Annotated in this window: 28 protein-coding genes; 20 read left to right on the top strand and 8 right to left on the bottom strand. The window is 69.0% G+C overall.

Features of this window, described 5'->3' with window-relative positions; translation table 11 throughout:
• Window positions 1-5 precede the first annotated feature (5 nt).
• The 7 genes from ACN263_RS21875 to ACN263_RS21845 all read left to right on the top strand — a co-directional run bounded on the left by ACN263_RS21875 (window position 6) and on the right by ACN263_RS21845 (window position 7,691).
• The gene (locus tag ACN263_RS21875) at window positions 6-197 is read left to right on the top strand and encodes a hypothetical protein (RefSeq protein WP_422736223.1); all 192 of its coding nucleotides are present in this window, start codon (window positions 6-8) and stop codon (window positions 195-197) included.
• Complete coding sequence (locus ACN263_RS21870) at window positions 194-733, top strand: DUF2637 domain-containing protein (protein ID WP_422736222.1); 540 nt, start codon at window positions 194-196, stop codon at window positions 731-733. Before ACN263_RS21875 ends, ACN263_RS21870 begins: the two co-directional genes overlap by 4 nt.
• Window positions 730-2,478, top strand: a complete 1,749-nt coding sequence (locus tag ACN263_RS21865; RefSeq protein WP_422736221.1) for a replication initiator — start codon at window positions 730-732, stop codon at window positions 2,476-2,478. The genes ACN263_RS21870 and ACN263_RS21865 overlap by 4 nt, the downstream gene beginning before the upstream one ends.
• Window positions 2,478-2,660, top strand: coding sequence for a helix-turn-helix domain-containing protein (locus tag ACN263_RS21860; protein WP_422736220.1), 183 nt, complete (start codon window positions 2,478-2,480; stop codon window positions 2,658-2,660). Before ACN263_RS21865 ends, ACN263_RS21860 begins: the two co-directional genes overlap by 1 nt.
• Window positions 2,660-3,847: a tyrosine-type recombinase/integrase gene (locus tag ACN263_RS21855; protein ID WP_422736219.1), complete on the top strand. Its 1,188-nt coding sequence runs from the start codon at window positions 2,660-2,662 to the stop codon at window positions 3,845-3,847. The genes ACN263_RS21860 and ACN263_RS21855 overlap by 1 nt, the downstream gene beginning before the upstream one ends.
• Before the next feature lie 226 nt (window positions 3,848-4,073).
• The gene (locus tag ACN263_RS21850; protein WP_422736218.1) at window positions 4,074-5,516 is read left to right on the top strand and encodes a hypothetical protein; all 1,443 of its coding nucleotides are present in this window, start codon (window positions 4,074-4,076) and stop codon (window positions 5,514-5,516) included.
• A 1,509-nt stretch (window positions 5,517-7,025) separates the two neighbouring features.
• Entirely contained in the window at window positions 7,026-7,691 is a 666-nt protein-coding gene (locus tag ACN263_RS21845; protein ID WP_422736217.1) for a hypothetical protein, read from the top strand.
• 240 nt (window positions 7,692-7,931) lie between these two features.
• On the opposite strand, the gene ACN263_RS21840 is transcribed toward ACN263_RS21845, so the two are convergent.
• The 3 genes from ACN263_RS21840 to ACN263_RS21830 form a co-directional block, all read right to left on the bottom strand.
• Window positions 7,932-8,477, bottom strand: a complete 546-nt coding sequence (locus ACN263_RS21840; protein WP_422736216.1) for a hypothetical protein — start codon at window positions 8,475-8,477, stop codon at window positions 7,932-7,934.
• A gap of 390 nt (window positions 8,478-8,867) precedes the next feature.
• Window positions 8,868-9,059, bottom strand: coding sequence for a DUF397 domain-containing protein (locus ACN263_RS21835; protein WP_422736215.1), 192 nt, complete (start codon window positions 9,057-9,059; stop codon window positions 8,868-8,870).
• Entirely contained in the window at window positions 9,046-9,852 is an 807-nt protein-coding gene (locus ACN263_RS21830; RefSeq protein ID WP_422736214.1) for a helix-turn-helix domain-containing protein, read from the bottom strand. The genes ACN263_RS21835 and ACN263_RS21830 overlap by 14 nt, the downstream gene beginning before the upstream one ends.
• A gap of 268 nt (window positions 9,853-10,120) precedes the next feature.
• Between ACN263_RS21830 and ACN263_RS21825 the strand changes: the two genes are divergently transcribed.
• Both ACN263_RS21825 and ACN263_RS21820 read left to right on the top strand, forming a co-directional pair.
• Entirely contained in the window at window positions 10,121-10,387 is a 267-nt protein-coding gene (locus ACN263_RS21825) for a hypothetical protein (RefSeq protein ID WP_422740780.1), read from the top strand.
• On the top strand, window positions 10,384-10,674 hold the full coding sequence (locus ACN263_RS21820; protein WP_422736213.1) for a hypothetical protein: 291 nt from the start codon (window positions 10,384-10,386) through the stop codon (window positions 10,672-10,674). Before ACN263_RS21825 ends, ACN263_RS21820 begins: the two co-directional genes overlap by 4 nt.
• Before the next feature lie 3 nt (window positions 10,675-10,677).
• On the opposite strand, the gene ACN263_RS21815 is transcribed toward ACN263_RS21820, so the two are convergent.
• Window positions 10,678-11,034 (bottom strand): hypothetical protein, encoded by a 357-nt coding sequence (locus tag ACN263_RS21815; protein WP_422736212.1) that lies wholly within the window; start codon window positions 11,032-11,034, stop codon window positions 10,678-10,680.
• Between the two features lie 79 nt (window positions 11,035-11,113).
• On the opposite strand from ACN263_RS21815, the gene ACN263_RS21810 reads away from it, so the two are divergent.
• The 3 genes from ACN263_RS21810 (at window position 11,114) to ACN263_RS21800 (ending at window position 13,411) form a co-directional block, all read left to right on the top strand.
• A complete protein-coding gene (locus ACN263_RS21810; RefSeq protein ID WP_422736211.1) occupies window positions 11,114-12,553 on the top strand; it encodes a hypothetical protein in 1,440 nt (479 codons plus the stop codon).
• A 61-nt stretch (window positions 12,554-12,614) separates the two neighbouring features.
• The gene (locus ACN263_RS21805; RefSeq protein ID WP_422736210.1) at window positions 12,615-12,971 is read left to right on the top strand and encodes a hypothetical protein; all 357 of its coding nucleotides are present in this window, start codon (window positions 12,615-12,617) and stop codon (window positions 12,969-12,971) included.
• Window positions 12,968-13,411 (top strand): MerR family transcriptional regulator, encoded by a 444-nt coding sequence (locus ACN263_RS21800; protein ID WP_422736209.1) that lies wholly within the window; start codon window positions 12,968-12,970, stop codon window positions 13,409-13,411. The genes ACN263_RS21805 and ACN263_RS21800 overlap by 4 nt, the downstream gene beginning before the upstream one ends.
• A gap of 95 nt (window positions 13,412-13,506) precedes the next feature.
• Here ACN263_RS21800 and ACN263_RS21795 read toward each other — a convergent pair whose 3' ends face one another.
• Window positions 13,507-16,146 carry a TIM-barrel domain-containing protein gene (locus ACN263_RS21795; RefSeq protein WP_422736208.1) on the bottom strand — a complete coding sequence of 880 codons (2,640 nt, stop codon included), beginning with the start codon at window positions 16,144-16,146 and terminating at the stop codon, window positions 13,507-13,509.
• Between the two features lie 569 nt (window positions 16,147-16,715).
• On the opposite strand from ACN263_RS21795, the gene ACN263_RS21790 reads away from it, so the two are divergent.
• On the top strand, window positions 16,716-16,889 hold the full coding sequence (locus ACN263_RS21790; RefSeq protein WP_422736207.1) for a hypothetical protein: 174 nt from the start codon (window positions 16,716-16,718) through the stop codon (window positions 16,887-16,889).
• Window positions 16,890-17,184: 295 nt separating this feature from the next.
• Here the strand turns inward: ACN263_RS21790 and ACN263_RS21785 are convergent, their stop codons facing one another.
• A complete protein-coding gene (locus ACN263_RS21785; protein ID WP_422736206.1) occupies window positions 17,185-18,099 on the bottom strand; it encodes an expansin EXLX1 family cellulose-binding protein in 915 nt (304 codons plus the stop codon).
• A gap of 218 nt (window positions 18,100-18,317) precedes the next feature.
• A complete protein-coding gene (locus ACN263_RS21780; RefSeq protein WP_422736205.1) occupies window positions 18,318-18,920 on the bottom strand; it encodes a TetR/AcrR family transcriptional regulator in 603 nt (200 codons plus the stop codon).
• A gap of 121 nt (window positions 18,921-19,041) precedes the next feature.
• On the opposite strand from ACN263_RS21780, the gene ACN263_RS21775 reads away from it, so the two are divergent.
• The 5 genes from ACN263_RS21775 (at window position 19,042) to ACN263_RS21755 (ending at window position 23,761) form a co-directional block, all read left to right on the top strand.
• Complete coding sequence (locus ACN263_RS21775) at window positions 19,042-19,875, top strand: SDR family NAD(P)-dependent oxidoreductase (RefSeq protein WP_422736204.1); 834 nt, start codon at window positions 19,042-19,044, stop codon at window positions 19,873-19,875.
• Window positions 19,876-20,005: 130 nt separating this feature from the next.
• Entirely contained in the window at window positions 20,006-21,232 is a 1,227-nt protein-coding gene (locus ACN263_RS21770) for an epoxide hydrolase family protein (RefSeq protein ID WP_422736203.1), read from the top strand.
• On the top strand, window positions 21,233-22,186 hold the full coding sequence (locus ACN263_RS21765; RefSeq protein WP_422736202.1) for a redoxin family protein: 954 nt from the start codon (window positions 21,233-21,235) through the stop codon (window positions 22,184-22,186). It abuts the gene before it with no gap.
• 36 nt (window positions 22,187-22,222) lie between these two features.
• Window positions 22,223-22,807: a GNAT family N-acetyltransferase gene (locus ACN263_RS21760; RefSeq protein ID WP_422736201.1), complete on the top strand. Its 585-nt coding sequence runs from the start codon at window positions 22,223-22,225 to the stop codon at window positions 22,805-22,807.
• 87 nt (window positions 22,808-22,894) lie between these two features.
• Window positions 22,895-23,761: a GyrI-like domain-containing protein gene (locus ACN263_RS21755; protein WP_422736200.1), complete on the top strand. Its 867-nt coding sequence runs from the start codon at window positions 22,895-22,897 to the stop codon at window positions 23,759-23,761.
• 3 nt (window positions 23,762-23,764) lie between these two features.
• Here ACN263_RS21755 and ACN263_RS21750 read toward each other — a convergent pair whose 3' ends face one another.
• The gene (locus tag ACN263_RS21750) at window positions 23,765-24,262 is read right to left on the bottom strand and encodes an NUDIX hydrolase (RefSeq protein ID WP_422736199.1); all 498 of its coding nucleotides are present in this window, start codon (window positions 24,260-24,262) and stop codon (window positions 23,765-23,767) included.
• A gap of 184 nt (window positions 24,263-24,446) precedes the next feature.
• On the opposite strand from ACN263_RS21750, the gene ACN263_RS21745 reads away from it, so the two are divergent.
• The gene (locus tag ACN263_RS21745) at window positions 24,447-24,650 is read left to right on the top strand and encodes a hypothetical protein (protein ID WP_355051468.1); all 204 of its coding nucleotides are present in this window, start codon (window positions 24,447-24,449) and stop codon (window positions 24,648-24,650) included.
• 82 nt (window positions 24,651-24,732) lie between these two features.
• Window positions 24,733-25,626: a histone gene (locus ACN263_RS21740; RefSeq protein WP_422736198.1), complete on the top strand. Its 894-nt coding sequence runs from the start codon at window positions 24,733-24,735 to the stop codon at window positions 25,624-25,626.
• Window positions 25,627-25,717: the final 91 nt, after the last annotated feature.

Genomic DNA, 25,717 nt, shown 5'->3' with positions numbered 1-25,717 from the left:
CCGCCGTGAACCCCCTCACCCGCATCATCGACCGGCTCCGGCGACCGCTGCGCATCCGGCTCGTCGGCCCCTCCGACCAGACCGCCGCCGCCCTGCACGGCGTGGCGCACATGGTCAACCGCCGGCCCGACATGAACGGCTGGCGCATCCGCATCGACCTGACCATCCGCGAGAAGCCGCTGGAGGAATGGCGATGAGCAACGGCACCGAATCGGCGGTACGCCTGCTGATCCTGCTCGCCATCGGCACCATGGCCGGTGCCGCCGCCTTCACCCACGTACACGACCTGTCCGTCGCCCACGGCCAGCCCGACTGGATCGGCTGGGCCAACGCGGTAGCGGTCGAGCTGATGGCGATCTACCTCGGGCTGGAGATCCGTGCCCGGCGGCGTGCCGGTCGCCCGGTCGGCCTGGTCGGGTCGCTCCTGGTGGCGTTCGCGCTGCTGTCCCTCGCCGCCCAGGTCGCGGAGGCCGAAGCGTCGGTGTGGGGCTGGACCGTGGCCGCGGTGCCGTCGCTGGCGTTCCTCGCACTGGTCAAGGTCGTCTTGTCCAACGCCCCGGCCACCCCGCCGGCCGACGAGCCGGACCAGCCCTCCGCGTACCAGTACGAGGAACCCGTCGATGTCGAACCGGTCCGCTCGGCAGAGCCGACGCCGTCCATCGCTCCGGCGGTGGTGCCTCCGCGCGCGGTCGTCCCGTCCAATCGGCCGCACGTCGTCGGGATCATTCGATGACCGCTCCGACCCTGCCCGGCCTTGAACCCGCCTCGACCCCGGTTGCACCTCGGCCGGGGTCGCGGGCGGCCCGCATGGCGCTGCCTCGCTCGGTCGACGTGCTCAAGGAGATCGCCGCCGAGTACGGCGTCTGTGTCCGACCGCTCGCCATGCGCCGCACGGATCTCACGACCGGGCTGACCGAGGTCATCGACCTGCCCTGTGGAGCGACCCGTGAGGATAAGTGCGCGCCGTGCGCCAAGAAGAACCGCCGACTGCGGCAGGCCCAGATCCGGGAAGGCTGGCACCGCGACGACGAGCCGCTACCGCCGCCAGAGCCGGCGACCGAGGAACAGAAGGCGCTCGTCCTTCTGCGCGGGCATCTGGAGTTCTCCCGCGACGAGGCGTCCCGGGCGAGCCAGTGGGACCAGGTCGCCGACCTCGACGAGGCGATCCGCGAGGTGGAAGAGGCGATCACCGCCGAAGGGCTCCGGGGGCGGGTCGCGCCGCCGCACTCGACCGGCGACGAGGACCAGGACGACGAGGACACCGGCCGGCGCCGCAAGCGTTCCACCCGGCGGCGGCAGGATGCCCCGGACCTGCCTCGCCGCAAGGTCGAGCGCCGCACGGTCGGCAAGACCTACACCGCGCCGGACGGCTCGACCTACCGGCCGTCGATGTGGCTGACGCTCACCCTCGACTCGTACGGCCCGGTCCGCCCGGACGGCACCCCGCTCAACCCCGACCGGTACGACTACCGCCGCGCCGCCTGGGACGCGGTGCACTTCCCCCGGCTGCTCGACCGGTTTTGGCAGAACCTGCGCCGCTGCGAGGGCTGGAACGTCCAGTACGCCGGCTGCGTCGAGCCGCAACGCCGCCTCGCCCCACACGCCCACTTCGCCATCCGAGGCACCATCCCGCGCGACGTGCTGCGGACCGTGGCGGCGGCGACCTATCACCAGGTGTGGTGGCCGAGCGTGGATGTGCAGCGGTACACCCTCGGCCGGCTCCCGGTGTGGGACGAGCAGGCGTCGGCGTGGGTCGACCCGGACACCCGAGCGCCGCTGACCACCTGGACGGAAGCCCTCGACGCGATCGACGAGGATCCGGACGCCGAACCGGTGCACGTCGTGCGCTTCGGCTGCCAGGTAGACGCGCGTGGGGTCATGCCCGGCACCGAGGACGCCGAGCGGACCATCCGGTACGTCACGAAGTACATCACCAAGCACACCGGCGACGTCCACGAGATCACCAGTGGTCGGCAGCGGGCGCACCTGGACCGGCTGTGGCAGGAACTCCAACTGACCCCATGCACCGACCGATGCGCGAACTGGCTGCTCTACGGCGTCCAGCCAAAGGGGTCGAACGCGAAGCTCAAGCCGGGCCGGTGCAAGGGCAAGGTCCACCAGCGGGACACCCTCGGCATCGGCGGCCGGCGCATCCTCATCTCCCGCGACTGGTCCGGCAAGACGCTCTCGGACCACAAGCACGACGTGCGGGCCTGGGTGCGGGCTCTGCTCGGCGTGAGCGTCGGCCTGGATGGCGTCGACGACCAGGGCGCGACCGTCGAACCGGTCCGGCACGCCTGGGAACTCGCCCGACCCGACGACCCTGACGTGCCGGCCATGGCCCACCGGCTGCTGCGGTCGATCAGCGAACGCGCCCGCTGGCGCTCCGAACTCCTCGCCGCGAAGGACCGGGCCGCGCAGCTTCCCGCCGCCGAACCGAGAACAGGAACGGACGGCACAACGGGGGAGAGGCTTTGATGGCGACGAACGATGGACTCTGGACGGTCGCGGACGTGGCGGCGTACCTGCGGGTGCCGACCGAGACGCTGTACCGCTGGCGAAAGGTCAAGTACGGTCCGCCGGCGGCGCGGGTCGGCCGACACCTGCGGTACGAACCGGAGACGGTCCGGTCATGGGTACGTGAGCAGGCGGCGGCCTGATGGGGCACGTAGAGGACCGCTGGTACAAGGTGATCCGGCACGAAGGTGGCCGGAAGGAGCGGATCAAGTCGGATCTGTTCGGCAAGGGAATGCGCTACCGGGTGCGGTACATCGGCCCGGACGGCCGCGAGCGTAGCCAGTCCTTCCCCGACCGGGCGAAGCGCGAGGCTGACGCGTTCCTCGTCTCCACCGAGACGGACAAGCTCCGGGGCTCCTACGTCGACCCGTCCGCCGGTCGGATGACCTTCGCCGAGTACGCCGAGAACTGGTTGCGTACGCGCTCCTTCGACGAATCGACCCGCGAGAGCACAGAGTTCCGGGTACGGAAGCACCTGCTGCCGTTCTTCGGCTCTCGGCAACTGGCCTCCATCAAGCCGGGCCATATCCGGGAGTGGGACGCCGGCATGGTCGGCAAGCTGGCTCCGGCGACCCGGGCCGTCGTCTTCGCCCACCTGCGGACCATCCTCGGCGCGGCCGTCGACGACGAGCGGATCGCCAAAAACCCGTGTTCGGCAAAGTCGGTCAAGCCACCGCGACCGGTCCAGCGTCGGGTGGTGCCCTGGCGGTACGACCAGGTTTCGGCAATCCGCGGTGGCCTCGCTCAGCGGTATCGCCCTATGGTCGATCTGGGGGCCGGCTGCGGGCTGCGGCAAGGGGAAATCCTCGGTCTTGGGGCCGATGACATCGACTTCGACGCGGGCTGGGTGCACGTCTGCCGTCAGGTGAAGCTCGTCCGCTCTCGGCTCGTCTTCGGGCTGCCCAAGAACGACCGGGACCGCCGGATTCCGCTGCCCGACTCCGTCGCCCGTGTGCTGCGGCAGCACGTTGACGACTTCGCGCCGCTGTTGCTAACCCTGCCTTGGGAGGACCCGGCCACCGACGATCGGGTCACGGTGCCGTTGCTGTTCACCACCACCCGGCGGGGTGCGATCAACCGGCGCACCTTCGACAACAAGAGCTGGCGACCCGCTGTCGTGGCGGCTGGCATCACGCCGACCCGTGCCACCGGGATGCACGCGCTACGCCACTTCTACGCCTCGGCGTTGCTCGACGCGGGGGAGAGTATCAAGGCCCTCGCGTCGTACCTCGGTCACGCCGACCCCGGCTTCACGCTGCGTGTGTATACGCACCTAATGCCGGCTAGCGAAGAGCGCACCCGGAATGCGATAGATGCGCTCTTCGAATAAACTATCGAGCTTGGCTGCGCCGTCGAACATGAATCGCCCATACCAGTGACTGCCCTGGTTGGAGTGTCGGCTATGCGACTCGTTTGATTGAACGGCCGGAGGTCCAAGAGCTGTGCTGCGTCGTTGAGCCCACTATCTTGTCGGTAATCTGACTAGGAAGTTGGCAATCCCTGACTTAGGGCTAGGGTTCTAGACCGCCAAATTGCATCGGCCGCACTTTGTATCGATGAATCGGAAAGATATGAACATTCTGTCGCAAGTGGTCCCGGGCCTGCGCGACACGCGTACGCCGTTCTCGGTTGGGCTGCTCTGGTCAGGCACTTTTTGGTTGATCTTCTTCCTGATCCCGGAACAGGACTGGCGCAACTCGCATATCAAGCCTGTTATGGAGCCGCTCCAAGCCCTTCCTGATCAACTCCTGCTTGTTTTTGGCATCTTTTTGATCTACTTGTTGGGCGTCTTGCTGGAGATGTTTAGCAGGATTTTCTGGGGACTAGTCATGGTCGCCCTAGTGCTCCTAAATGTAGCACTAGTATTCGCCGCTCTTCGTAGCACCGCGGCGGCGTTTACGCTGATTTTTTTCATCCTTGCAGCGTTCGCAATATACGTCGCCTTAGCTGCGTCCAGAATGCGACGCAAGCTTTTAGATGAGCCGTATCGGAAGGTGCTCGAAGACACGGCTTTGCAGTCTATCGAGTCCGTTGGTGGCCGCATAGCCGCTTTCTTTCGACAAGTGCGAGAAATTGCCGAGCCCGACTATGGAAATTTTCGAGAACTGCTCAAGATTGATCTTGAGTCGGCGTTCGGAGAGAATCCAGGAATTCTTGACAATGCCCTCAAGGTGATGACTTCGGAAACATTGAGTAAGGCTGCCGAGGCGGTATACCTTAGTAGTCGGGAGGTGTATCCATTCGCGACTGAAGATCAGAAACCGAGAATTGCGAAAGCCGACGACATATCTTTACTGAGTTTCTATATTCGCCGTGATGACAGCATTGCGAAGGTGGCGCGTGCGGCCATCGCTCAGAAGTTGAAAGAAGATTCGGTGGCGCGGGTTGAATTTGCGGCTGCCGTATTCAATTTGAAGGCCCTGCGGGACCGGCTCCGCGCGCGCATGGAGCAGGCAGAGGTAGTGTTGCGAGTAAACTACAAGGATCTTCATAATGAAATTGATCGTGTTAGGTCGGAGGGTGAGTTCCGTAAGGGTGTAGCCTGGCCCCTGATGGCCTTCTCGATTGCAGCGGTTTTAACCACGTATGACTTCCTCGGCTTTCGTGTGACACCCGCTGCGGGACTAATTCTAGTCGTCGCCGCAGTCGGGGCGGGCGGGATGATTCATGCCGCTGGAGCGGAACGCACGCGACGTGCGAGTCAGTTGTTATACGCCTGCGTATTGCAAAATCTGGTAGGCGTGACGCGAGAGAAGCTTTACGGTGACGAGCTTTTTATTCCCCTGGAGCGACCTCGGATTGAGCGAACGCCAGAAATTAGAAGAAAAATAAAAGAAATTCTACGGGAAGCAGCCCTGCAAAGATTGAATCAGATAGCTTCGAGGCTTAGGTCTAAGTCGCAACAGGCTGCCTCGGCGGCGGTGCCGCCCCCGCAAGATTCGAATTTAATCGCCCAATTGGGTAAAGATGAAGAAGATGCCCCTGGAAAGCGTGCTTAGAGGTGGTCGGCGGTGAGCGACCTACGCGCGATGCCCGCCGTCGAATTCGGTGAAGGCGATGAAGATCGCCGTTGATCAAGGCTTTATTCAGGAGTCGCGCGGAAGCGCCGGGCCAGCCGTTGAAGCGAGGGATACGCGTTTGGCGATGTGCCTGATAGCGGGTGGTTCGGGGAGATCTACAGCGACGTCGTTCTTGACAAGGATCGGTGAAGCTTGCGTGGGCCTGTGGCCGAATCCTCGTGGGTGCGCCGCTGTGGGGTTCGGACCCCCATGGGCAGCGGCGCGAAGGTACCGGGACTTCCGGCGGGACATGAATGTCAGGCGCTACCAGTAGCAAGCCTCTGGCCCTGTCGGCTGCGCCGTCGCGCGTATGACACCGGACGGCCTGACGACGGCCTACGGCGGCCTTCGCTAGGCTCCGCCCCTGGTCAGCGGGGGTGCGATGATCTCAATCCGGCGTACAGGTCGACTCGTCCGTCGCCCATCAGCTCAGAGACCTGATCAAGGCTCTGAGCTGGTTCTATGTTCGGGTGTCGATGGTCGTTCGTGGTCAACATTGGGCGGCGTTTGACGCCCTGACGACGCCCTGACGCCCTGGAGACGCCCTGAGCGCCCGCCCAGTTGGACTCGCCTCGGGTTGGTCAGGCTGTGCCGTCGTGGGGTCTCTCCGGGCTGCGGCTCAGTGGTTCTGGGGTCGGGGCCAGCGGCAGCGGGGGAGGGCTGTTCACGTCCTGGCGGTGAAGTTGGCGCCGCGACCCGGTGATCCGGTGGCAAGCCAGTCCCGGGGTTGGACTGGCGCGGCAGACGGAAGCCCCAAGCTCGATGTAGGCCCGCCACGTCGGCTTCCGTACAAGTCCTGACCTTGGTCGGGATAGCCGCGGGACGGTCCGTGAGGCATCGTGAGGCTGTGGAAGCCGTTCGTATGCCTTGCTGGGTGGACGGGACTCTTGTTGGCTTGGACGAGGTCATGGGGTCGGTTGCCGAGGGGGGTGGCACCCTACGGTGGCGGTTGTACTGGGTCGAGTTCAACGGTGATGTTCGGCCTGTGTGGCCGCAGGGCACTCTTGCCGTCGAGGAGCAGTCGAGGGAACCGGGCGGTGTGCGGCTTCCCTGGTCGGACATGGTCGCGCTGGCCGCCTCGGGTGTGCAAGTCCTCGATGGCGATTTCGTCGCTACGACAAGGCAGGTCTGCCGCAGCTGCAGATCGTCATGGTTGATAGTGGGCATTGGAAGGTCTGGTCGGTGCGGGCGGCCGACTATGCGAGTATCCGGAAGACGTTTGCTCAGGCGGTGATGGTGCCTCACGTGCAGCCGGAGCCGGCTCTCCCCTGACTGTTGCTCTGTTGCGGCGCACGTGGCTTGGTGTAGTGCAGGGCGGTGTCCCGGCGGCTGTCGGTGGCTCACCGCCCCGGCGCCGCGCCGTAGGCGGCCGGGGCGGCTTGCCGCCGGCCGGGCTTGCCGCCCTCGTCGCGCGAAGCGCGGTGCCTTGATCCAGAACAGAGGGCTCCCGTGACAGCGCTGTTCCTGAAAGCCAGACTCGTCCGTGTGGAACTCGTTGGGCTGGGTGTAGTCGCTGCCCCGTCCGGTGTCCTGGTTCTCGCGACGGTGGGGCACCTCGACTACATCTGGCCGAGCATTGGCCAGCGGCTGTCGGATCGCGCGGCGGCGGTTGCTGCAACTGGTGGTGGCCATATTCAGGAATGGCTGTTCGAAGCGATCGCCATACCTGTCAACGCCGACCGTCGACTCCCCGTGCTGGCGGCCACCCAGCCGTCCCCGTTCTTCGGCGAGCCGGCCATCACGATGCTTGAAGTTCATCTGGGTGGAGAAAGCGCCGGCCGGTTGCTGGGTGACCTACCGGCCGACCGGTGCGGCATGGTCCTGGGCGACGCCGTCGCGCTCGATTCGTGGGCCGGCCCTTCCGTGGAGTCAGGTACTAACTACGACGATTTTCGCCGGCTGGCTGCCGACCATCCGCTACACGTCGGACGCGTCGAAGTCGGTGGCTGCCCGGTCCTCGGCATCGGTTGGGGCGAAGGTGACCATTCGATGCGTCACCGGGGAGAGCGGGCAGCGAGTCACGCCTACCCGGTGAGGATCACCAGTGAACGCTCGTCCGGGGCCGTTCTGCGGTGGGATGTTGACCCCGCCATGGCTCGACCTGAGACGGCGTGAGGGCGGTGTGATCCTCTCTGACGCCCTGGCGACGCCCTGAGCGGGCACCTGGCAAACGAAGCGCCCGCTCAGGGCAGTTTCACGTTCATGATCCGGCGTGCAGGTCGACCCGTCCGTCGCCCACCAGCTCGCAGCCGGTTGTAAGCCGGCCACCCGAAGGCGACCGGCCACACCGCGCTAACGCTGCGAAGGCCGACCAGCCGAGGAAGAGGCTCTCCCATGCTTCCCCTGCGCCTGCCACTAGTCCATTTTCACGATGTAACCCTCGTCCGCACACGCCGTCTGCAACCCGGATACGTGCGTGCCCATCGGTCCCAGCAACGCCAAAGCCCCGCCGTTCTCACCGTCCGGCATCTGATCCACCTGCCAGGCGATGTCCATCAACGCCGTCCCATGTTCGCGAATCTTCTCGTACCGGGAGTCCTCGAAAATCTTGCGGGCTTCCCGGTACTCGGCCTCGGTCATCTTGTCGTCTTCGCCGGACGTTTTGGGGCTGCCGTCGATCTTCTTGTCGGCGGCCATCGCCTTGCAGGCGGCGATCCCCGAGTCCTCTTTGATGAACCGGTCGTACACGGCCCACCCGCCAACGCCGAGGATGAGCACGGCGATGAACGCGGCCCCGGCGATGATCAGCGGTGTGCGGCTCGACCTGGCCGGCTGGGGCGCCTCCTGCCCGGGGCGGCCGTGCGTGTCGGCGGGCGGGCTGGGCCACTGCTGCGGCGCCGGGTAAATGGGCGGGGCCTGCGTGTACGGCTGGGCCGGCTGCTGCGGATGTTGGTCGGTCAAGGTGTGCTCCCCACGTTGCGATCGACCGTTGATGCTGGCCGGCGCGGGCACGGTGAGGGGACGGTCTGTCGGGTTGGTGACTGCGGGTGTGGCCGGTCAGGGGACGCGAGGTTGGCCCTTCTCCGTCGCCGGGTCGTACTTCCCTTCCAAGAACATGTTGAAAGCGTTGAGGTGCCCATCGTGGAGCTGCCACGCCCGCTCCACGTACCCGCCCAATTTGTGGCGGCGACGTACTGGTTGGTTAAGCGGCGCAGGCGGGCGATCTCTTCGGGTTCAGCTTCGGATGGGCATGTCAGTTCTGCTCGCGGTCAGGCAAACAGCCGGGCGGCCCTGGCAAGTAAACGCATCTCGTTCGCGCCGGCCTCCACGGGCGTTTCCGACTCGCGCCGATTACCGCCGCTCAGGGACCAGGGTGACGAACGCACGCCAGGCCGATGGGTCGAACGCGAGGGCTGGACCGGTGGGGTCCTTGCTGTCCCGTACACCGACGACGCCGGGCAGGTTGTCGGCGACCTCGACGCAGTTGCCGCCGCTCGCGCCGCTGCGGGTGGACTTGCGCCACCGGGCGTTACTGAGGTCCATGATGGCTCTCCACTTCCTTCAGCAGGTCGATGGACTGCCGGCGCGGGAGTGCTTCGTTCCGGACGCTCTCCCACCTTGCCTGAAGCGTAGCCACCTCATCGTCCTTGTCGATGACGTCCCCGCCAAGCTGGTTTTCGAGGTGGCCTACCCACGCGCCCTCCTTCGACCGGGCCAGCGCAAACGGTCCGGACAGCCCGATGTGTAGGCCGCTGGCGGCCGGAACGATGTGGACGTGAACATGTGGAAGCTCGGCCATCGCGATGAGGTGGGCGATCTGCTGAGCCATGATTCCGCCCAGGTCATCGCCGGTACGCCGTATCGCGCCTTCGTCCAGCACGGCGACGAACTGCGGCCGGCGCTCGCCGGTCAGGATTGCCTGCCGGCTCATGCGCGCCTGTACCCGTTGCTCTACCTCGTCGTCGGTGAGGCTCTCGTCCGTTCGTAGGACGGTGCGTGCGTAGTGCTCCACCTGGAGCAGGCCGGGGATCAGGTTGGGCTCGAAGTAGCGAAGCTGGGTCGCCTCTTGCTCGGCGTCCAGCCAGGGCAGGAACCACGACGGGGTGCCGAACGTCGTCGCCAGGCGTTCGAAGAGCCCGCCGTTCTTCAGCGCCCGATCACCGCCCTTGATGAAGTCCATCGTCAGCGCTCGGGTGCCGCTCTCCACGGCGCTGACGTGGGACGCGCTGAAGCCCGCCGCTCGCCCGAACGCCTCCTGTGTCATTCCCGACGCACCCCGAGCGCGCCGGATCTCGCCCACGATGAAGTCCGCCAGCGGGCTCGGCACGTCAGCCATTCAAGGCTCCTCAGCTCGGAGATCGACTACCCGAGGCGCTACACGTCCGGAGTCTGTTCCGCCAGCTCCGGCCCGGCGACCTGGAACACCTTCCGAGCGTAGTGGCCTCCACAGCAGAGTGTCACCAGGCGGCGCGGCTGGTAGGGACCACGAGACCGGCGGTCGCGTTCGCAGCGGGGCCGCTTCCGGCGGGCGAGCACTCACGGGAGCGGCCCCTTCTCAACGCCAGCAAGGGGGGACCGTGCCCGACGACAAGCACGAGAGGCCGATGAAGGCCGGCGACCTCGTCCACCTGACCGTCGCCGCGAGCGTGCAGTTTCTGCGCCCGATCGTCGTACGCGTCATCCGTGAGTTGCCCGAGCGGCACACGTACGACGGATGGGTCTGGATCGAGGGGTACCAGCTCAACGCGGCGAGCGACGCCGTGGCGCGACGAGAGCTGTACGTGAGGCGTGTGGGCGTGCGGCTGCAAGCCCTGCCGGTCCAACCGACCAGGCCGGCCAAGAGCAGGCGAGCCCGGGTGCGGGTCGGATGACAACCCGCCCTCGCCCGCACCTGCCGATGCGTCCGGCGTGGCTGTGCCGCAACTGCGCCGCGCCCTGGCCGTGCGGTCCGGCCCAGCTCACTCTGGCGGCCGAGTTCTACGGGCACTCCATCGCCTTGGCGTTCTACCTGGCGGCGTCGATGCACGACGCGATCGACGACGCGTACGGCCTGGGGTTGCGCCCGGACCTGCCGGTGATGCACGCCAGGTTCCTCGGGTGGTTGTCGCTGGCCCGGCGGCCTCACCGGCTGATCAGTCCCGACCGCACCACGGAGTGAGGCTCAGGCCCCAGGGTCTTCGGCGTCCCAGCCGAGATCGGCGAGTTTACGCAGGACCGCGCCAACGCGCGGAGTCCAGAAGAGCAGGACCTGGTCGCGTCCCTCGACCTGAAAGGAGACGGCGGTCGCCGGCAGCGGGAACCGTCCGTGCAGAGGTCGGTGCGGCAGTGCCTCCACCTGGAAGTGGCGCAAGGTGTCCGAGCTGGTACGGGATGACAGGGTCAATGTGCTGTCGTCCACGTGCAGCTTCACCGTCGGCCAGGCCATCCGGCGGACAGCCCTGAGCGGGCTGCCTCGGGTGAAGTCGAGGCGGTCAACGTAGGTGAGCCCACCGCGCGTATCGAAGGCATTCGAGATCACTGAGGGATGGTACGGGGGCGAGCACCGGGTGGGTGGGGTCGGCTCATCGTCCCGTACCGAAGACGGTCAGGGCGTTTCGGTGCAGGCGGAGGCCTGTCGGCGCGACGGGCGCGTTGACTCGACGTTCGATGATGAGCTGGTGAAGCTGCGGCGCCCGTACATCGACCGCCTGATCCCCTTTCTGTTCGGGTTGTTGATGCTCTGGGGGGCAATCTCGGTCACCTATGCGGCGTTGACGATAGAAGTCGGCTGGATCGGTCTGCTCTTCTGCGGGGCGGTTGTGCTGTTCGGTCTGGCGATCGCCGGTGCGGTGCTGCGGCACGCGGTGCTGCCGTTCCGCGTCGATGTCGACGCGCGAGGCTTGTCGGTGCGGACGCCGAAGTTCAAACGGGACCTGCGTTGGGACGAGGTCACGGCGGTTGTGCTCGCTGACGCTCCCGCGACGGCTCGCCCGGGCAGCGCGGCGGCTCCGCGGTTGCTACTGGTGCCGGCGGCCGGGGTGAGCCTGGGAGTCCCGCTCACCGAGGAGACTGGGCTGGGCGGCCAGGCTGCCGTGGAACTGTTCCAGCTCAGCGAGGTGGACTACGAGGACGATCTGCTCTTGCGCGACGTGGCCGCGCTGGCGGGCGACCGGTTTCACAACCTCTGCCGACAGCTGACGCGGCCAGCCGGCGCGATCCCGCTGCGGCGTTTTCCCGACGGGCCCGATCATTTCCGGTTGATGCGGTGGCTGGATCGGCGGAAGGCCCTGCTGTTCGCTGGCTGGTACCTGCTTGTCCTGCTCCCCTCGCTGCTGGTCATCGGCGCGGTGGCGAAGCGCAACGAGCTGCTCGGCGTCATCGTGCTGGTCGCGTGCCTGGCGGCAATCGTCGTGGCCACCCGCGCGGTCTGGCGAATTTTGGGCGACTGCCGGGACCTCGCGAACGGTTCGGCGATGATCAACGAGACGAATCTCGTGATCGGCACTGACACCCCGACCTACCCGATGAGTTTGCATTCCGGAAGCGTCGACATCCTGCGACCGGGCTCGCTGAAGGGCTACGGCGAGGCCTGGCTGCTCACTCGGCCGGGACACAAGGGACGTCCGGTGACCATCCTGCTGCTCAGCGATCCGCGCACCGGACGGCTACGCAGCCGGGACGACCTCTGCGCGTTGGAGGCGGTCCTGCGGGTCTCTCCGCACGAACGGGACCGGGCCGCTGGGCGGCAGCTCCACGAGTTGGCGATGCAGGCACCCGAGGCGTTGCCCATCGCGCCCTCGTCACCGGCTCGGCCCGCCTCCGCGGTGGCACTCTGGCAGGCGTTGAAGGGGCTGGGGCGCGCTGCCGTGCTGCTCGGCGTCGTGGCGACCATCGCGAGCGGGGGCGGCTGGGCGGGCGAGAACTCGGCATTTGTCGGGCCTGTCCTGTTCATCGTCGCCGTCTGCCTGTTCGGTGTGTGGATCTTCTACGCGCTCTACCGCACGCTGAAACTCCTCGACGCGCTACTGACGATCGCAGCCCGAGCGATCCGCGGATGAGGCCTGGCCGCGCCGTCGGGCTTGCATCTGGTACCCGGGTACGGGCTTACCGTCGATCGGTATGAGTGACCGCCACGTCACGACGGACGAGGCCGGGGTGCCGGATGCCTGCACCCTCCCGACGGCCGAACGGCCGTTGCGGCTCGCCGAGTTCGATCGGTTCTTCACCGCCGCGGTACGGGGCATCGACCGACTGTCGGCGCAGCATCTGCGGTTGCGGCTCGACGGTGCGGCGCAGACCGAGGAGATGGCACGGGACCTGACAGCCCGAGAATCATCCTGCTGCTCGTTCTTCACCTTCGGCTTCTCCCGGCCGGACCCCGACTCGCTCTCGCTGGACGTCCGGGTGCCGGCGGCCCACGTCGACGTGCTCGACGCCCTCGTCGAGCGGGCCCTGTCTTCCCGGACCGGGAGGTGACCGGGTCGCGCCTGCGCAGCGGTCAACTGGCCGACGCGGCGGGGGTCAACCAGCAGACCCTGCGCTACTACGAGCGCCGAGGGCTGCTCGACTCGCCGCCGCGTTCGCCGGGCGGGCACCGGCTCTACCCTGCCGAGGCGGTCACCCTGCTGCGAGTCATCAAGACCGCGCAACGCCTGGGCTTCACCCTCGACGAGGTGGGCGACCTGCTCGACGCCACCAAACACCAACACCGCGGTCGGTCCGACGCCGGCCTCCAGGCGCGTGCCAGGGAGAAGCTCGTCGAGATCGAGCAGAGGTTGGCGGACCTGACGGTCATCCGCGACACGTTGCGGAACGCCATCTCGGCCGGCTGCGACGACCTGGTCGCCTGCGCGGGAAGCACCTGCTGCCCCCTGCCCTTCGCCGAACTGGCAGAGCACCGTCAGCGGGGCCGTTGAGGGACTAGCTGCGTACGTCACGCCGACGCTGAGCCCGGCAAAGAAACGAACCGGCCGGGTGGGTCACCCCACCCGGCCGGTGTCACGCCAGATCGTCAGTGCTTCTTGAACACCGGCATGGTGTCCAGCGTCGTGGTGATGTTCTGCGTGGTGCCGCCCCGGTACGTCTTCCCGGTGAAGATGTCCGTCCAACTGTTGCCCGGCGGGAACCACACCGACGTCGTGGCGGTGGTGCCCGGTGTCGTCACCGGTGCCACCAGGTAGTCCGGGCCGTAGAGGTACTGCGAGCCGGCGGTGGCGTACGCGGCCTGCTCGTTCGGGTACGCCAGGTACATCGAGCGGACGATCGGCGTACCCGTGCGGGTTGCCTCCTTGGCGGCGGCGTAGGTGTACGGCTGGAGTTCCTTGCGCAGGTTGAGGAACTTCTTGGCCGACGCGTTCGCGGCCGGGCCGTACTGCCAGGGCAGCCGGTCGCTGTGGTTGGAGTGCAGCCGGTCGATGGGCTGGAACGTGCCGAACTGCACCCACCGGGCGTACAGGTCGTCGGGCAGCTTGGTGCTGCCCGGCTCGCTCCCCGGCTCCCGCAGGCCGCCGGTGTGCCCGCCGATGTCGTGGCTGACGGCGGCCAGCCCGGTCGCGGCCGACTCGCCCGGCGTGTAGCCGACCTCCATCTGGAGAGTCTGCCAGTCGCTGGTGGTGTCGCCGGTGAAGTGCAGCGTCGTGCGCTTGTCCGCCCACGGGCCGGTGGCCACGGGGGTGGGGCTGCTGTAGCCGCCGGCCTGCAACGACCCGTACGCGCGGGAGAACGCGAAGCCGGTCTTGTCGGCGTACTGCTGGTTGATCCACGCGTCTCCGGTCACCCCGGCGAGCGAGGACCTGGTGTTGTCGCAGCACCAGTCCAGCCACCAGAAGTCGGGGCCCTTGCTGTTCTTCGGCAGCATCCCGTCGTGCAGCTCGAGGTACGCCTTGAGCTGGTCCGGGTCGCCGAAGTCGAACGCGTAGCAGTCGGGGCCGCCGTTGCAGCCCACGCGTTGCAGCTTGCCCTTCGCGGTGGCCTGCGCCTGGGCGAACTTCGGGTCCGACCCGAGGATGCTCGGGTGGATGTTGATGCCGGTGTGCAGGCCCTGCTTCTTCGCCCAGTCGAAGAACGCCTTCGGGTCGGGGATGCGGGTGGGGTCGATGCTCCAGCCGTTCCACTTGTCCGGCGCCTTGATGTCGGTGTCAAGGACAAGAACATCCATGGGTACGCCCTCAGCCCTCGCCCGGTTCACCAGGGCCTGGAACTCGGTGGCGGTGCGGTCGTAGTACTCGGAGTACCACACCCCGTACGCCCACTTGGGCAGCAACTTCGTGGGGCCGGTCAGGGTCGACAGGTCCTTGAGGCCACGGGTGAAGTCCTGCCCGTACGCGAAGACGTACCCGTCCTGCTCGGGAGCGGGCCGGGGCTTGGTGGTGCGCAGGGCCGAGGCCGAGTCGTCGAGCAGGTACCAGCCGTCCTGGTAGAGCAGGCCCGGCGCGGTGAGCGCGGCACCGCTCACGCCGTCCAGGCCCCGGCGGTAGCCGCCAAGTGGCGCGTGCGGGGCGAGTAGCGGTGACTCCTTGCCCGTGACGGCGACCGTGTCGATGTTGACGTTGCAGCTCGCCTGCGTGGGGCAGCCCAGCGTCACGGTGTTGGTGCCACCGTCGAGGTGGACCGGGACGGAGACGGTGTTCCAGTAGTCCCAACCGCTGGTCGGCGGCAGGGTCGCGGTGACCGGTGCCGTCGCTCCCGCCGTCACCGACATGGTCCGCGCCTGGCTCGGCTGGGCGCCGGCCTGGCCGTTGGCGTACCGGATCTGCACCTGGTAGTCGCCCTCGGCGGGTACCTCGGTCACGGTGAGCGCCACGGCGGCGCTGGTGTTCTCCAGGCCGGCCAGGAAACCCGTACCCGATGCGCCGTTGTGGTCGTTCGCGGGCCGTGCGCCGCCGGTCAGCGCGCCGGTCTCGGCCTCGCCCAGGGTGCCGAACCGCAGAGGCTGCGGCTGTGGGGCGGCCGGCGCGGGGAACGGGTCACCCGGGTTGACCACGGCGAGGCTGTCGACGTTCACGTTGCCGGAGTCGTTGGGACCCCGAACGACGCTGATCTCGTGCCGGCCGGCGCTGAGGTCGACCGGCACGGTGGCCAGGCCCCAGGTGTCCCAGTTCGCGGTGGGCGGCAGCGTCAGCGTACGGCCGGCGTCGCCGTCGATCCGGACGGTCAGGGTGCGGGCCACGTTCTGGCCGTCGCCGCCGGTGCTGTTGGCGTAGCGGACCGCGAGCTGCCTCGTGCCGCCCTGTGGCGCGTCCAGCGCGAACGTGAGCGAGTCGCCGGACGCGGCGAAGCCGGCCGCGAAACCGCGCCCGGTGTATCCCTGGTGGTCGGTGGCCACGCCGGGACCGTTAAATTGCAGCGACTCGGCCTCGCAGAGCGCGCCGAACGTGCAGGCCGGCGCGGTGTGACCGGCCCAGGGCTGGCCCTGCACGGTCTGTTTGCCGGTCGTGAGCCGCACGGTGAGGTTGTCGGCGGTGAACGCGCCCGAACCGACCCGGTAGCGCAGCGTCATCGCGCCGGTGTCGATGGTGAGCCAGCCGTTCTCGACGCGCTTCGTGAAACGGGTACGGGCGAAGTCGTCGCGCCCGATGGCGTTGAACGTGGCGGCGTCGGTGAACCGGCCGTCCTTCTGGTACTCGGTGCGGATCAGGGTCGGGGACAGCACTTCGAATCGTGCGTTGCCCGACCGTACGGCTTCGTCCTGCGCGCCGTGAGGTTTGGCCTGGGCCGGCGCGGAGGGGGCGAGCGCCAGGCCCGTGACGAGAATGCCGGCCGCGGCGGCCGCTGTCGCCCGGCGGCGGGGTGAGTGCCGATAGAGCAAGATGCGCTCCTCGTCTCATATGGAGGAAATGAGTCGATGACAACGCTGTCACTCGCCCGAAACGCCTGTCAACGGGCGACAGCGGGTGTCTCTTCTCTCTTTCCGGCGCGGCCTGCGCTCGGCGCGAGCGACCTGCGCGCGGCGTGCGCTTGGGCTGCGTGTGGTGTGCGCTTGGCCTGCGCGTGGTGTGCGGGCGGCGTGCGCTCGGCCGGCACGTGGTGTGCGCTTGGCCTGCGCGTGGTGTGCGGGCGACGTGTGCTCGGCCTGCGCGTGGCGCTCGGCCTGCGCGTGGCGTGCGTGCGGCCTGCGCGTGGCGTGCGTGCGGGCGGCCTGGACGCGGTCGTCCGCCTGCCGGAGGGGGGCACGCCTCCTGATCGGTTTGCGGCCGCCGGTGCGCGGGGATGGTCTGACGCATGTCTTTCTGGAATCGGTTGAAGCAGAGGCGGAGCGAGCAGATCGAGCAGCGGCGTCAGGAGGCCATGGCCAAGGCGATGGCCCGTGGCGCCACCCCGGAAGAGGTGGTGGCCGCCGGTGAGCGTGCCGCCCGTGGCAACACCGCCGCCGTTATGGGTGCCATCAGCACCTGACGCGCCACCGGTGGGCGTGATCGACTCCAGGTCGGCGATGTGGGGGTTTCACGCCGCTCGGATGCCGCCATTTCGGCGATCTGGAGTGCATCACGCCGCAGGCCGCAGGCCGCAGGCGCAGGCCGCACGCGCAGGCGCGGGCCGCCCGCCGGGCGCCGGCACGCCGGGCGCCGGCACGCCGAGCGCCGGCACGCCGAGCGCCGGCATGCCGGACGCCTCATGCCGTGGGCGGCAGGCCGCGCACACGTCGCAGCCGCGCGCGGGCCCCACGACAAGCGCTGCGGCTGGCGCGGGGTCAGCAGCGGGCGGCGGCCAGTGGAGCTGCGCCCGCCAGGGCCTCGACCGTCGTCGTCGGCGCGGCTGACTCCGCCGTTGGCGTCGGCGAGAGCGACGGCGACGGGGTCGGGGCGGGCGTCGAGGAGGCGCTCGGCGGGGCGGCGACGAGGGGCGTCGTGGTGCGCTGGACCTTCCTCGGCGTCATGCGGATGCCCGTGACGGTCGCCTGGTGGCCGTACCCGTCGGTGACCCGGATGGTGTACGGGCCGGGACCGATCCCGTCCTCGATGGTCCAGTAGTTGTCGACCTGGCGGGCGGCCTTGCGGAACCCGCCGGTCGGGCCCTTCGCCTCGACCGAGCGCAGCGGGTTGCCGTGGTTGCCGACCTGCACCGCGAACCACCACTGCGACGCCCCGCCCTTGATCCGGAAGGTGAGGCCGCCGTCGAGCGGGGGGTTCACCACTGCCCGGTACGTCACGGGAGCGATGCCCTGCGAGCGGTCGGCGATCCGGGCGAACGCCTCGGTGGAGAGGTCGATCTTGTTGGAGCCGCACCCGGCGCACTGGTCCATGACCAGCACCCGGACCGTGCCCTTGGGGCCGGTGACGTCGAGGTAGCTGCCGCAGGCGGCGGCCTTGGCGTACTGCGCGGAGCCGAGGGCCACGTAGAGGCGGTCCGCGGGCGGGCCCGGCAGGGAGCAGGTGCCGCCCGAGCGACCGGCGTCGTAGAAGCTTGCCGTTCCCTTGTGGACGGTGTTGCCGCTGGGCGGCGCGGCGCAGGCCGGGGTGGCGCCACCGCGTACGGCGAGGGTGATGCCGAGGACGGCGGCCAGGGCGGCGACCCCGGCCCCGGCCCACCAGCGCCGAAGCCATCGCAGCGACCGGGGCGTGCTGGCTGGGCTGTCGCTTACGGGTTCCGTGCCTGGTGCCGTCACGGCGCCTGATGTTGCCGCATGATCCGCAGGCAGCGCAAAGGCGGTTACCCGCCGGATCGGCGGGGACGCAGACCGTCGAGGGCTCGCTCCAGATCCACTCGACTTCCTTGAGATCGGGGTGTCCGGGTGTTCAGGACAGGCCGGTTTCACGGAAGGCGAGTGGATCATTAAGAACTGGCCGCCCTTATGAAACAGGCCCTGGGGATATCCCCGACGGGCTACGCGCCGGATCGGCGGGGACGCAGACCGTCGAGGGCGGTGCTGACGACGCGGTCGGCGTACGCGGCGGTGAGCGGCCCGCTGCGCTGGAGCCAACGGCTGAACAACGGCCCCCAGATCAGGTCCACCGCCACGTCGAGGTCGACGTCCTCGGCGAGTTGTCCCGCCCGCTGGGCGCTACGCAGCCGCTGCCGTTTGGCCTCCTTCAACGGCCCGTCCAGCCGCTCGGCATAGACCGCCGCCAGCTCGGGGTCGTGCGCGATCTCGGTGGCCAGGGCGCGCATCGGCTGCTCGTAGCGGGGATCGGTCAGCTCCACGACGGTGGCGCGGAGCACGACCCTCAGGTCCGCCGCCAGGTCGCCGGTGTCCGGCAGCGTCGGCGGCTCGCCCTCAGCACCCTCACTGAGCATGAGGAACGCGTCGAAGATGACCGCGCCCTTGGACGGCCACCAGCGGTAGATGGTCTGTTTGCCGACGCCGGCCCGCGTGGCGATGCCCTCGATGCTGAGCTTCGCGTACCCCGTCTCCTGGAGCAGTTCGAACGCCGCGGTGAGGATGGCGCGGCGCGACGTCTCGTTGCGGCGGGCCGTGTTGGGCGTCATGGGCGATCACTCTACCAGCGCGAGACGGACCGTCTCGTCTTGACGGAGATGGCGATGCGGCCTACTGTTCGGGACATGCCGAGACGGACCGTCTCGTCTCATCTGATCGAGGGAGACCGTCATGCGTACCTGGTTCATCACCGGCGCGAGTCGCGGTCTGGGCCGCGCCTTCGCCGACGCCGCGCTGGAGCGTGGCGATCGGGTGGTCGCCGCATCCCGGACCGTCTCGGCGGACGACTTCGCCGAACGGCACGCCGACCGGCTGCTGACGCTGAAACTCGACGTCACCGACCGCACGGCGGTCCTCGCCGCCGTGGACGCCGCCGTCGCGCAGGTCGGACGCCTCGACATCGTCGTCAACAACGCCGGCACCCTGTCCATGGGCATGGTCGAGGAGTTCACCGAGGCCGAGGCGCGCGCCCAGTTCGAGGTCAACCTCTTCGGCGCGCTGTGGGTCAGTCAGGCCGTGCTGCCACACCTGCGCGCCCAGCGGTCCGGCCACATCGTGCAGGTTTCCAGCATCGCCGCACTCGGTGGCTTCCCCAGCAGCGGCCTGTACAGCGCGAGCAAGTTCGCCCTGGAAGGCATGAGCGAAGCGCTGGCACGGGAGGCGGCGGCCTTCGGCGTCCGGCTCAGCATCGTGCAGCCGGGCGGCTACTGGACCGACCTCTACACCAGCATCAGCGCCACGACTCCGCTGGAGGTCTACGCGCCGCTCCGCGCCGAGTTGGAGCGGCAGTGGGCGGACGGCTCGATCGACAGCGAACCCCGACTCGCCGCCGAGGCGTTGCTGCGGCTGGTCGACAGCGACGATCCACCGCTGCGGCTCCTGCTCGGCAGCATGGTCTACGACCTGGCGTTCGACCTCTCCCGTCAGCGGATGGACACCTGGGCGGCGTGGGAACAGGTCAGTCGAGCCGCCGAGCACGCCGTCGCCGCCCCCGGCGACCGCTGACTTCCCGTATCGCCACGCGGTCATTCCGTTGCGTTCTACGCTCCGGGAGATGGCGGCGGTGCGGCCTTCTCAGCCTGGCGCACCCGTCGTTTCCGCAGGTCGCGCGAACTCAGACGGAGAGGAAGCACGCATGGCGGTCAAGACGAAGGCACGTCCGGGCACCACAGAGATCCGGCCGTTCACGGTGGAAATCCCCCAGGCCGACCTCGACGACCTGAAACGGCGCATCGCGGCCACCCGGTGGCCGGAAAAGGAGATCGTCGACGACCAGTCGCAGGGCGTGCCACTGGCGACCATCCAAGCCGTCGCCCGTTACTGGGAGAACGAGTACGACTGGCGCAAGGTCGAGGCACGGCTGAACGCCGTACCGCAGTTCATGACCACCATCGACGGGGTGGACATCCACTTCATCCACGTCCGCTCCAAGCACGAGGACGCGCTCCCGCTCATCGTCACCCACGGGTGGCCGGGCTCGGTGATCGAGCAGATGAAGATCATCGAGCCGTTGACCGACCCGACGGCGCACGGCGCGAGCGCGTCGGACGCGTTCCACCTGGTGATCCCGTCGCTGCCCGGGCACGGCTTCTCCGGCAAACCCACCGCCACGGGCTGGAACCCGCAGAAGATCGCGACCGCCTGGACCGAGCTGATGACGCGCCTCGGCTACGACCGGTTCGTCGCCCAGGGCGGCGACTGGGGAGCGGTGATCGTGGACCAGATGGGCGTGCAGGCCCCACCGCAGCTGCTCGGCATTCACACCAACATGCCCGGCGCGGTCCCGCCCGAGATCGACCTGCTGTTCCAGGGCGACACCACGGGCGCGAACAACGCCATGGGCTCGCTGCCCTCGGGCCTGTCCGACGACGAGATGCGCGCGGCCACCGAACTGGACTACGTGTGGAAGCACGTCGCGTACGCCCTGATGATGGCGACCCGTCCGCAGACGCTGACCGCCCTGGCGGACTCCCCGGTGGGCCTGGCGTCGTTCCTGCTCGACCACGACGCGAAGAGCCTCGCCCTGATCGCGAAGGTCTTCGAGGGCGCCCAGGCGGGCCTGACCCGCGACGACATCCTGGACAACATCTCGCTCTACTGGCTGACGAACACCGCGGTCTCCGCGTCCCGCCTGTACGCGGAGAACAAGCTCTCGTTCTTCGCCACCAAGGGCGTGAACATCCCGGTCGCGGTGAGCGTCTTCCCCGACGAGCTGTACGAGGCGCCGCAGAGCTGGGCCGAGCAGGCGTACCCGAACCTCATCTACTACAACAAGCTCGACGTGGGCGGGCACTTCGCGGCCTGGGAGCAGCCGAAGCTGTTCTCCGAGGAGCTGCGCACCGCCTTCCGGTCGCTGCGCTAGATGGCCGCGTTCGGTCGGGTGCACCTGCCGCCGCTCGGCGGGGCGGTCGAGTGGCTCAACTCCGAGCCGCTCGGCCCCGCCGAGCTGCGCGGGCGCGTCGTACTCGTCAACTTCTGGACGCTGACCTGCATCAACTGGTTGCGCCAGGAGCCGTACGTGCGGGCCTGGTCGCGGGCGTACCGGGACGACGGCCTGGTCGTCGTCGGGGTGCACACGCCGGAGTTCGGATTCGAGCACCAGCTCGACTGGGTACGCGCCGCCGTCGCCGCGCGCGACATCGACTACCCGGTCGCGGTCGACAGCGACTACGCGATCTGGGGTGCGTTCGCCAACCAGTACTGGCCGGCGCTCTACTTCGTCGACGCCGACGGCGTGATCAGCGACGAGCACTTCGGTGAGGGCCGCTACGAGCAGTCCGAACGGGTCATCCAGCGGCTGCTCGGCATCGAGCGGAACCTCGTACCCGTCGAGGGGGCCGGCGTCGAGGCGGCGGCGGACTGGGACCAGTTGCGCACGCCCGAGACGTACCTCGGCTTCGGTCGCGGCGGGCACTTCGCGTCGCCGGAGGGCGCCGCCCTCGACGAACGCCGCGGCTACCACCTGCCCGAGCGCCTGGGCCTCAACCAGTGGGCCCTGGACGGGGAGTGGACGATCGGCCCGGAGAAGGCGGTGCTCGCACAGGCCGGCGGAGGCGTCGCCTTCCGCTTCCACGCCCGCGACGCGCACCTCGTGCTGTCGCCGAACGGGCAGGGGCCGATCCCGTACCGGGTGTACCTCGACGGCGAGCCGCCCGGCCCGTCGCACGGCGTGGACGTCGACGCCGACGGCAACGGCGTGCTCCAGGAGGGGCGCCTGTACCAGCTCGTCCGGCAGGACGGCGCGATCCGCGAGCGGACCGTCCAGATCAGTTTCGACGCGCCCGGTGCCGAGGCGTACGCCTTCACGTTCGGGTAGGTCACGGCCGCCCTACCGGCGGTAGTGTCGACCGCTGTGACCGCGCCCGAGATCACCATCGCCACCCCTGCCGACCGGGACGCCGTGGTCGGCACGCTTGTCGCCGCGTTCGTCAGGGATCCCATCCTGCGGCACCTGTTTCCGGACGATGAGAGCTACCCGCGGCACGCCGCGACCTTCTTCGGGGACCTCTTCGACAAGCGGGTGCACCGGTCGTCGATCTGGACGATCGGCGCGGGCGCCTCGGTCGCCCTCTGGGACCCACCGGCCGCACCGCAGGCCGCCGGGCATCCGTCGCCGGACGGCGGTGCCGCCGCTCGTTACCCCGCCGACGTGCTGGCCCGGGTCCAGGGCTACGACGACGCCGTACACGCGGCCCTGCCGGCGTACCCCTTCTGGTATCTGGGTGTCCTGGGCACCCACCCGGACAGCGCCGGACGCGGCTGGGGCCGCGCGGTCATGCGGGCCGGACTGGCCCGCGCCGCCGCCGACGGCGTGCCGGCGATCCTGGAGACCAGCAACCCGGCCAACGTCGAGCTGTACCGCCGCGCCGGCTGGGAGGTGATCGGCACCCTGTCGGAGCCGGTACCCACCTGGCTCATGCGGCAGCCGCCGCGCTGAGGCACCCGACCATCGCGGGCATCGGATGTCGGGTGGGGCCCCTGCCCGGACACCTAGCGTTGCTGCTCGTAAGGGAAGGAGGCCCGGATGCTGGAACGGCTCAACGAGGCCATGGCGCACATCGAGCGGCACCTCGACCAGCAGATCGAGGTGGCCGACCTGGCCCGGATCGCGCTCACGTCGGAGTACCACTTCCGGCGGCTGTTCTCCGCGCTGGCCGGCATGCCGCTGTCCGAGTACATCCGCCGCCGTCGGCTCACCGTCGCCGGGGCGGACGTGCTGGCGGGGGAGCGGACGCTGCTCGACGTCGCGGTGCGCTACGGCTACGGATCGGCCGAGGCGTTCGCCCGGGCGTTCCACGCCGTGCACGGCGTGGGGCCCGGAGAAGCCCGGCGTACGGGGGCGGCGCTGCGTGCCCAGCCCCGGATGTCCTTCCGACTCACCGTGGAAGGGAGTGGCAGCATGGAGTACCGAATCGTCACCAAGGACGCGTTCGCGCTGGTGGGACTCAAGGCCCGGGTCCCGCTGGTGCACGAGGGGATGAACCCGGCGATCGTCGCGTTCATCAAGAGCATCGACAGGGACACGACCGCCCGGATCGAGGCGCTCTCCGACCAGGAGCCGGCCGGGATCGTCAACGTCAGCGACAACCTGGCCGACAGCCGCGCCGAGGGCAGCGAGCTGGACTACTGGCACGGCGTGGTCACCTCGGCCACGCCACCGGAGGACCTGGACGCGCTGCCGGTGCGGGCCGGTACGTGGGCGGTGTTCAGCACCTCCGGCGCGTTTCCGCAGGCGGTGCAGTTCCTGTGGCGGGATGTGTTCACCCAGTGGTTCCCGTCCAACCCGTACCGCAGCCGACCCGGACCGGAGATCTCCCGGGTACGGGTGTCCGCGGACGGGAGCACGGCGGACGCCGAGTTGTGGATTCCCGTCGAACGGGTCGCGGCCTGAGCCTCAGTCGGGCACGTCGTCCCAGGTGGTGCCGGACGGCAGGTGGCCGGCCGACGGGTTGTCGCGCAGCGCGTAGGCGATGACCAGCAGCGCGTGCTTGTCCAACTCGGGCAGCCGGTCCAGTCCAAACCACCGCACGTCCAGCGACTCGTCGTCGTTGACCCGCGCGGTGCCGGCGACCACCTGGCAGACGAAGCCCAGGTTGAGGTACTCGCAGCGGTCGCCGTTGGGGTAGGTGTGCGGGTGGGAGACCGCGCTGGTCAGGCGCAACGGAGTCACGTCCAGGCCGGTCTCCTCCCGTACCTCCCGGACCAGGGCGGTGGCCGGTTGTTCGCCCGGCTCGACGAAGCCGCTGATCACCGACCATCGCCTGTCGTCCGAGCGTTGGCCGAGCAGCAGCTCACCGGCGTCGTTGCGGATCACCGCGCTGACGCTGGGCAGCCACAGCAGGTCGTGGCCGACGTGCTTGCGCATCCGCACGATGTAGTCCGGTACCGCCATCGGGCGATCATAGGCCGCGCGCACCGGCGCTCCCGGCCCGGGTTCCCGCACGTCCAATGCCCCCCACCTGCACTTCTTTCGCCGTTTTCGCCCGCGGTGCGAGGAGCGTCTCTACTGTGGAGAGGGTTAGGCGACTTGTGTGATCCGGTGGCGGGCGACCGGTTCGCGGTGCACAGTATTTCCCATGAGCGACAGCGGACGTAGTGGGCAGTTCTACTGGTGCACCCGACACCACCGGGTCGAGACGGACGCCGACGTGTGTCCGGCGAAGCACGTCCTCGGCCCGTACAACTCGGCGGCCGACGCGGAGAACGCCCTGCAACGCGTGCAGGAGCGGAACGAGGCGTGGGAGGCCGAGGACGCGCGTTGGGCCGGGGAGGACAGGTAGACGGCGCGGGACGGCCCGCGTCGCGGTAGTTCGTGCTCCGCGAGGACGCACGCGAGAGCACGTCCCCAAGGAGGGAACCACGATGGCCGTTACCCAGCAGGCCACCACCCGCCCGGCTGCCCGCAAGACCACCGCGAAGAAGACCGCCGCGGCGGAGCGTGGCACGTCGGCGAGCCGGACCACTCCCGTGCGCAAGTCCACCACGGGCGTGGCGAAGGCGCCGGCCCGCAAGGCGGCCGGCGGCGCGGGGCGTGCCCCGGCGAAGAAGACGACCACGGCGGCGAAGAAGGCCCCCGCGAAGAAGGCCACCGCCAAGAAGACCACCGCGACGAAGACCACGACCACGGCGCGGACCACGGCGGCCAAGAAGGCCCCCGCGAAGAAGACCGCGACCACGGCCCGGACCACGGCGGCCAAGAAGGCGCCCGCGAAGACCACCTCCGCCCGGGGGACGACCACCGCCGCGAAGCGGAGCCCGGCATCCACGGCGCGCAAGAGCGCCACCGCGACGAAGACCACCAGCGCGGCGAAGAAGACGACGAGCGCGGCGAAGAAGACCACCAGCGCGGCGAAGAAGACCACCGCGTCGGCGGCCAAGCGGACCACGGCCGCGGCGAAGGCGCCCGCCCGCAAGGTCGCGACCAAGGCGTCGGCGGTGAAGAAGACGGCCGCCAAGAAGGCGCCCGCGAAGAAGGCCCCGGCGAAGAAGACCACGGCGGCGAAGAAGACGGCGACCCGGCCGGCCGGCGGCGCCCGCAAGGCGGCGGCGAAGAAGGCCCCGGCCGCGAAGGTGACCAGCACGTCGTCGACGACCGCCCGCAAGGCGGCGGCGAAGAGGGCCCCGGCGAAGAAGACCACCGCCGCCACGACGTCGGCCCGCAAGGTGACCGCCCGCAAGTCACCGCCGCGTCCGGTCGCCGCACGGGCAACCGCCCCGAGGGGTACGCGGGCCACGGCCCGTAAGGCGACCGGCTGACCACTGGTTGTCCCCGGGTTGGCGCTGGTCGCCGCGCCGGGCTGGCCGGGCGGCGCGGCGTGGACTCGGCCGGTCACCGGAAGCGGATCAC

Source organism: Micromonospora sp. WMMD729 (genome assembly GCF_049315225.1).
In the GTDB taxonomy this organism is placed as follows: Bacteria; Actinomycetota; Actinomycetes; order Mycobacteriales; family Micromonosporaceae; genus Micromonospora.
This window is presented reverse-complemented; position numbering and strand designations above follow the sequence as displayed.

Excerpts from the sequence above, each read along its gene's own strand:
- ACN263_RS21870 (WP_422736222.1), top strand. The coding sequence starts at position 194 with ATGAGCAACGGCACCGAATCGGCGGTACGCCTGCTGATCCTGCTCGCC.
- ACN263_RS21865 (WP_422736221.1), top strand. The coding sequence starts at position 730 with ATGACCGCTCCGACCCTGCCCGGCCTTGAACCCGCCTCGACCCCGGTT.
- ACN263_RS21860 (WP_422736220.1), top strand. The coding sequence starts at position 2,478 with ATGGCGACGAACGATGGACTCTGGACGGTCGCGGACGTGGCGGCGTAC.
- ACN263_RS21855 (WP_422736219.1), top strand. The coding sequence starts at position 2,660 with ATGGGGCACGTAGAGGACCGCTGGTACAAGGTGATCCGGCACGAAGGT.
- ACN263_RS21850 (WP_422736218.1), top strand. The coding sequence starts at position 4,074 with ATGAATCGGAAAGATATGAACATTCTGTCGCAAGTGGTCCCGGGCCTG.
- ACN263_RS21835 (WP_422736215.1), bottom strand. The coding sequence starts at position 9,059 with ATGGACCTCAGTAACGCCCGGTGGCGCAAGTCCACCCGCAGCGGCGCG.
- ACN263_RS21830 (WP_422736214.1), bottom strand. The coding sequence starts at position 9,852 with ATGGCTGACGTGCCGAGCCCGCTGGCGGACTTCATCGTGGGCGAGATC.
- ACN263_RS21825 (WP_422740780.1), top strand. The coding sequence starts at position 10,121 with ATGAAGGCCGGCGACCTCGTCCACCTGACCGTCGCCGCGAGCGTGCAG.
- ACN263_RS21820 (WP_422736213.1), top strand. The coding sequence starts at position 10,384 with ATGACAACCCGCCCTCGCCCGCACCTGCCGATGCGTCCGGCGTGGCTG.
- ACN263_RS21805 (WP_422736210.1), top strand. The coding sequence starts at position 12,615 with ATGAGTGACCGCCACGTCACGACGGACGAGGCCGGGGTGCCGGATGCC.
- ACN263_RS21790 (WP_422736207.1), top strand. The coding sequence starts at position 16,716 with ATGTCTTTCTGGAATCGGTTGAAGCAGAGGCGGAGCGAGCAGATCGAG.
- ACN263_RS21780 (WP_422736205.1), bottom strand. The coding sequence starts at position 18,920 with ATGACGCCCAACACGGCCCGCCGCAACGAGACGTCGCGCCGCGCCATC.
- ACN263_RS21775 (WP_422736204.1), top strand. The coding sequence starts at position 19,042 with ATGCGTACCTGGTTCATCACCGGCGCGAGTCGCGGTCTGGGCCGCGCC.
- ACN263_RS21770 (WP_422736203.1), top strand. The coding sequence starts at position 20,006 with ATGGCGGTCAAGACGAAGGCACGTCCGGGCACCACAGAGATCCGGCCG.
- ACN263_RS21765 (WP_422736202.1), top strand. The coding sequence starts at position 21,233 with ATGGCCGCGTTCGGTCGGGTGCACCTGCCGCCGCTCGGCGGGGCGGTC.
- ACN263_RS21755 (WP_422736200.1), top strand. The coding sequence starts at position 22,895 with ATGCTGGAACGGCTCAACGAGGCCATGGCGCACATCGAGCGGCACCTC.
- ACN263_RS21750 (WP_422736199.1), bottom strand. The coding sequence starts at position 24,262 with ATGGCGGTACCGGACTACATCGTGCGGATGCGCAAGCACGTCGGCCAC.
- ACN263_RS21745 (WP_355051468.1), top strand. The coding sequence starts at position 24,447 with ATGAGCGACAGCGGACGTAGTGGGCAGTTCTACTGGTGCACCCGACAC.
- ACN263_RS21740 (WP_422736198.1), top strand. The coding sequence starts at position 24,733 with ATGGCCGTTACCCAGCAGGCCACCACCCGCCCGGCTGCCCGCAAGACC.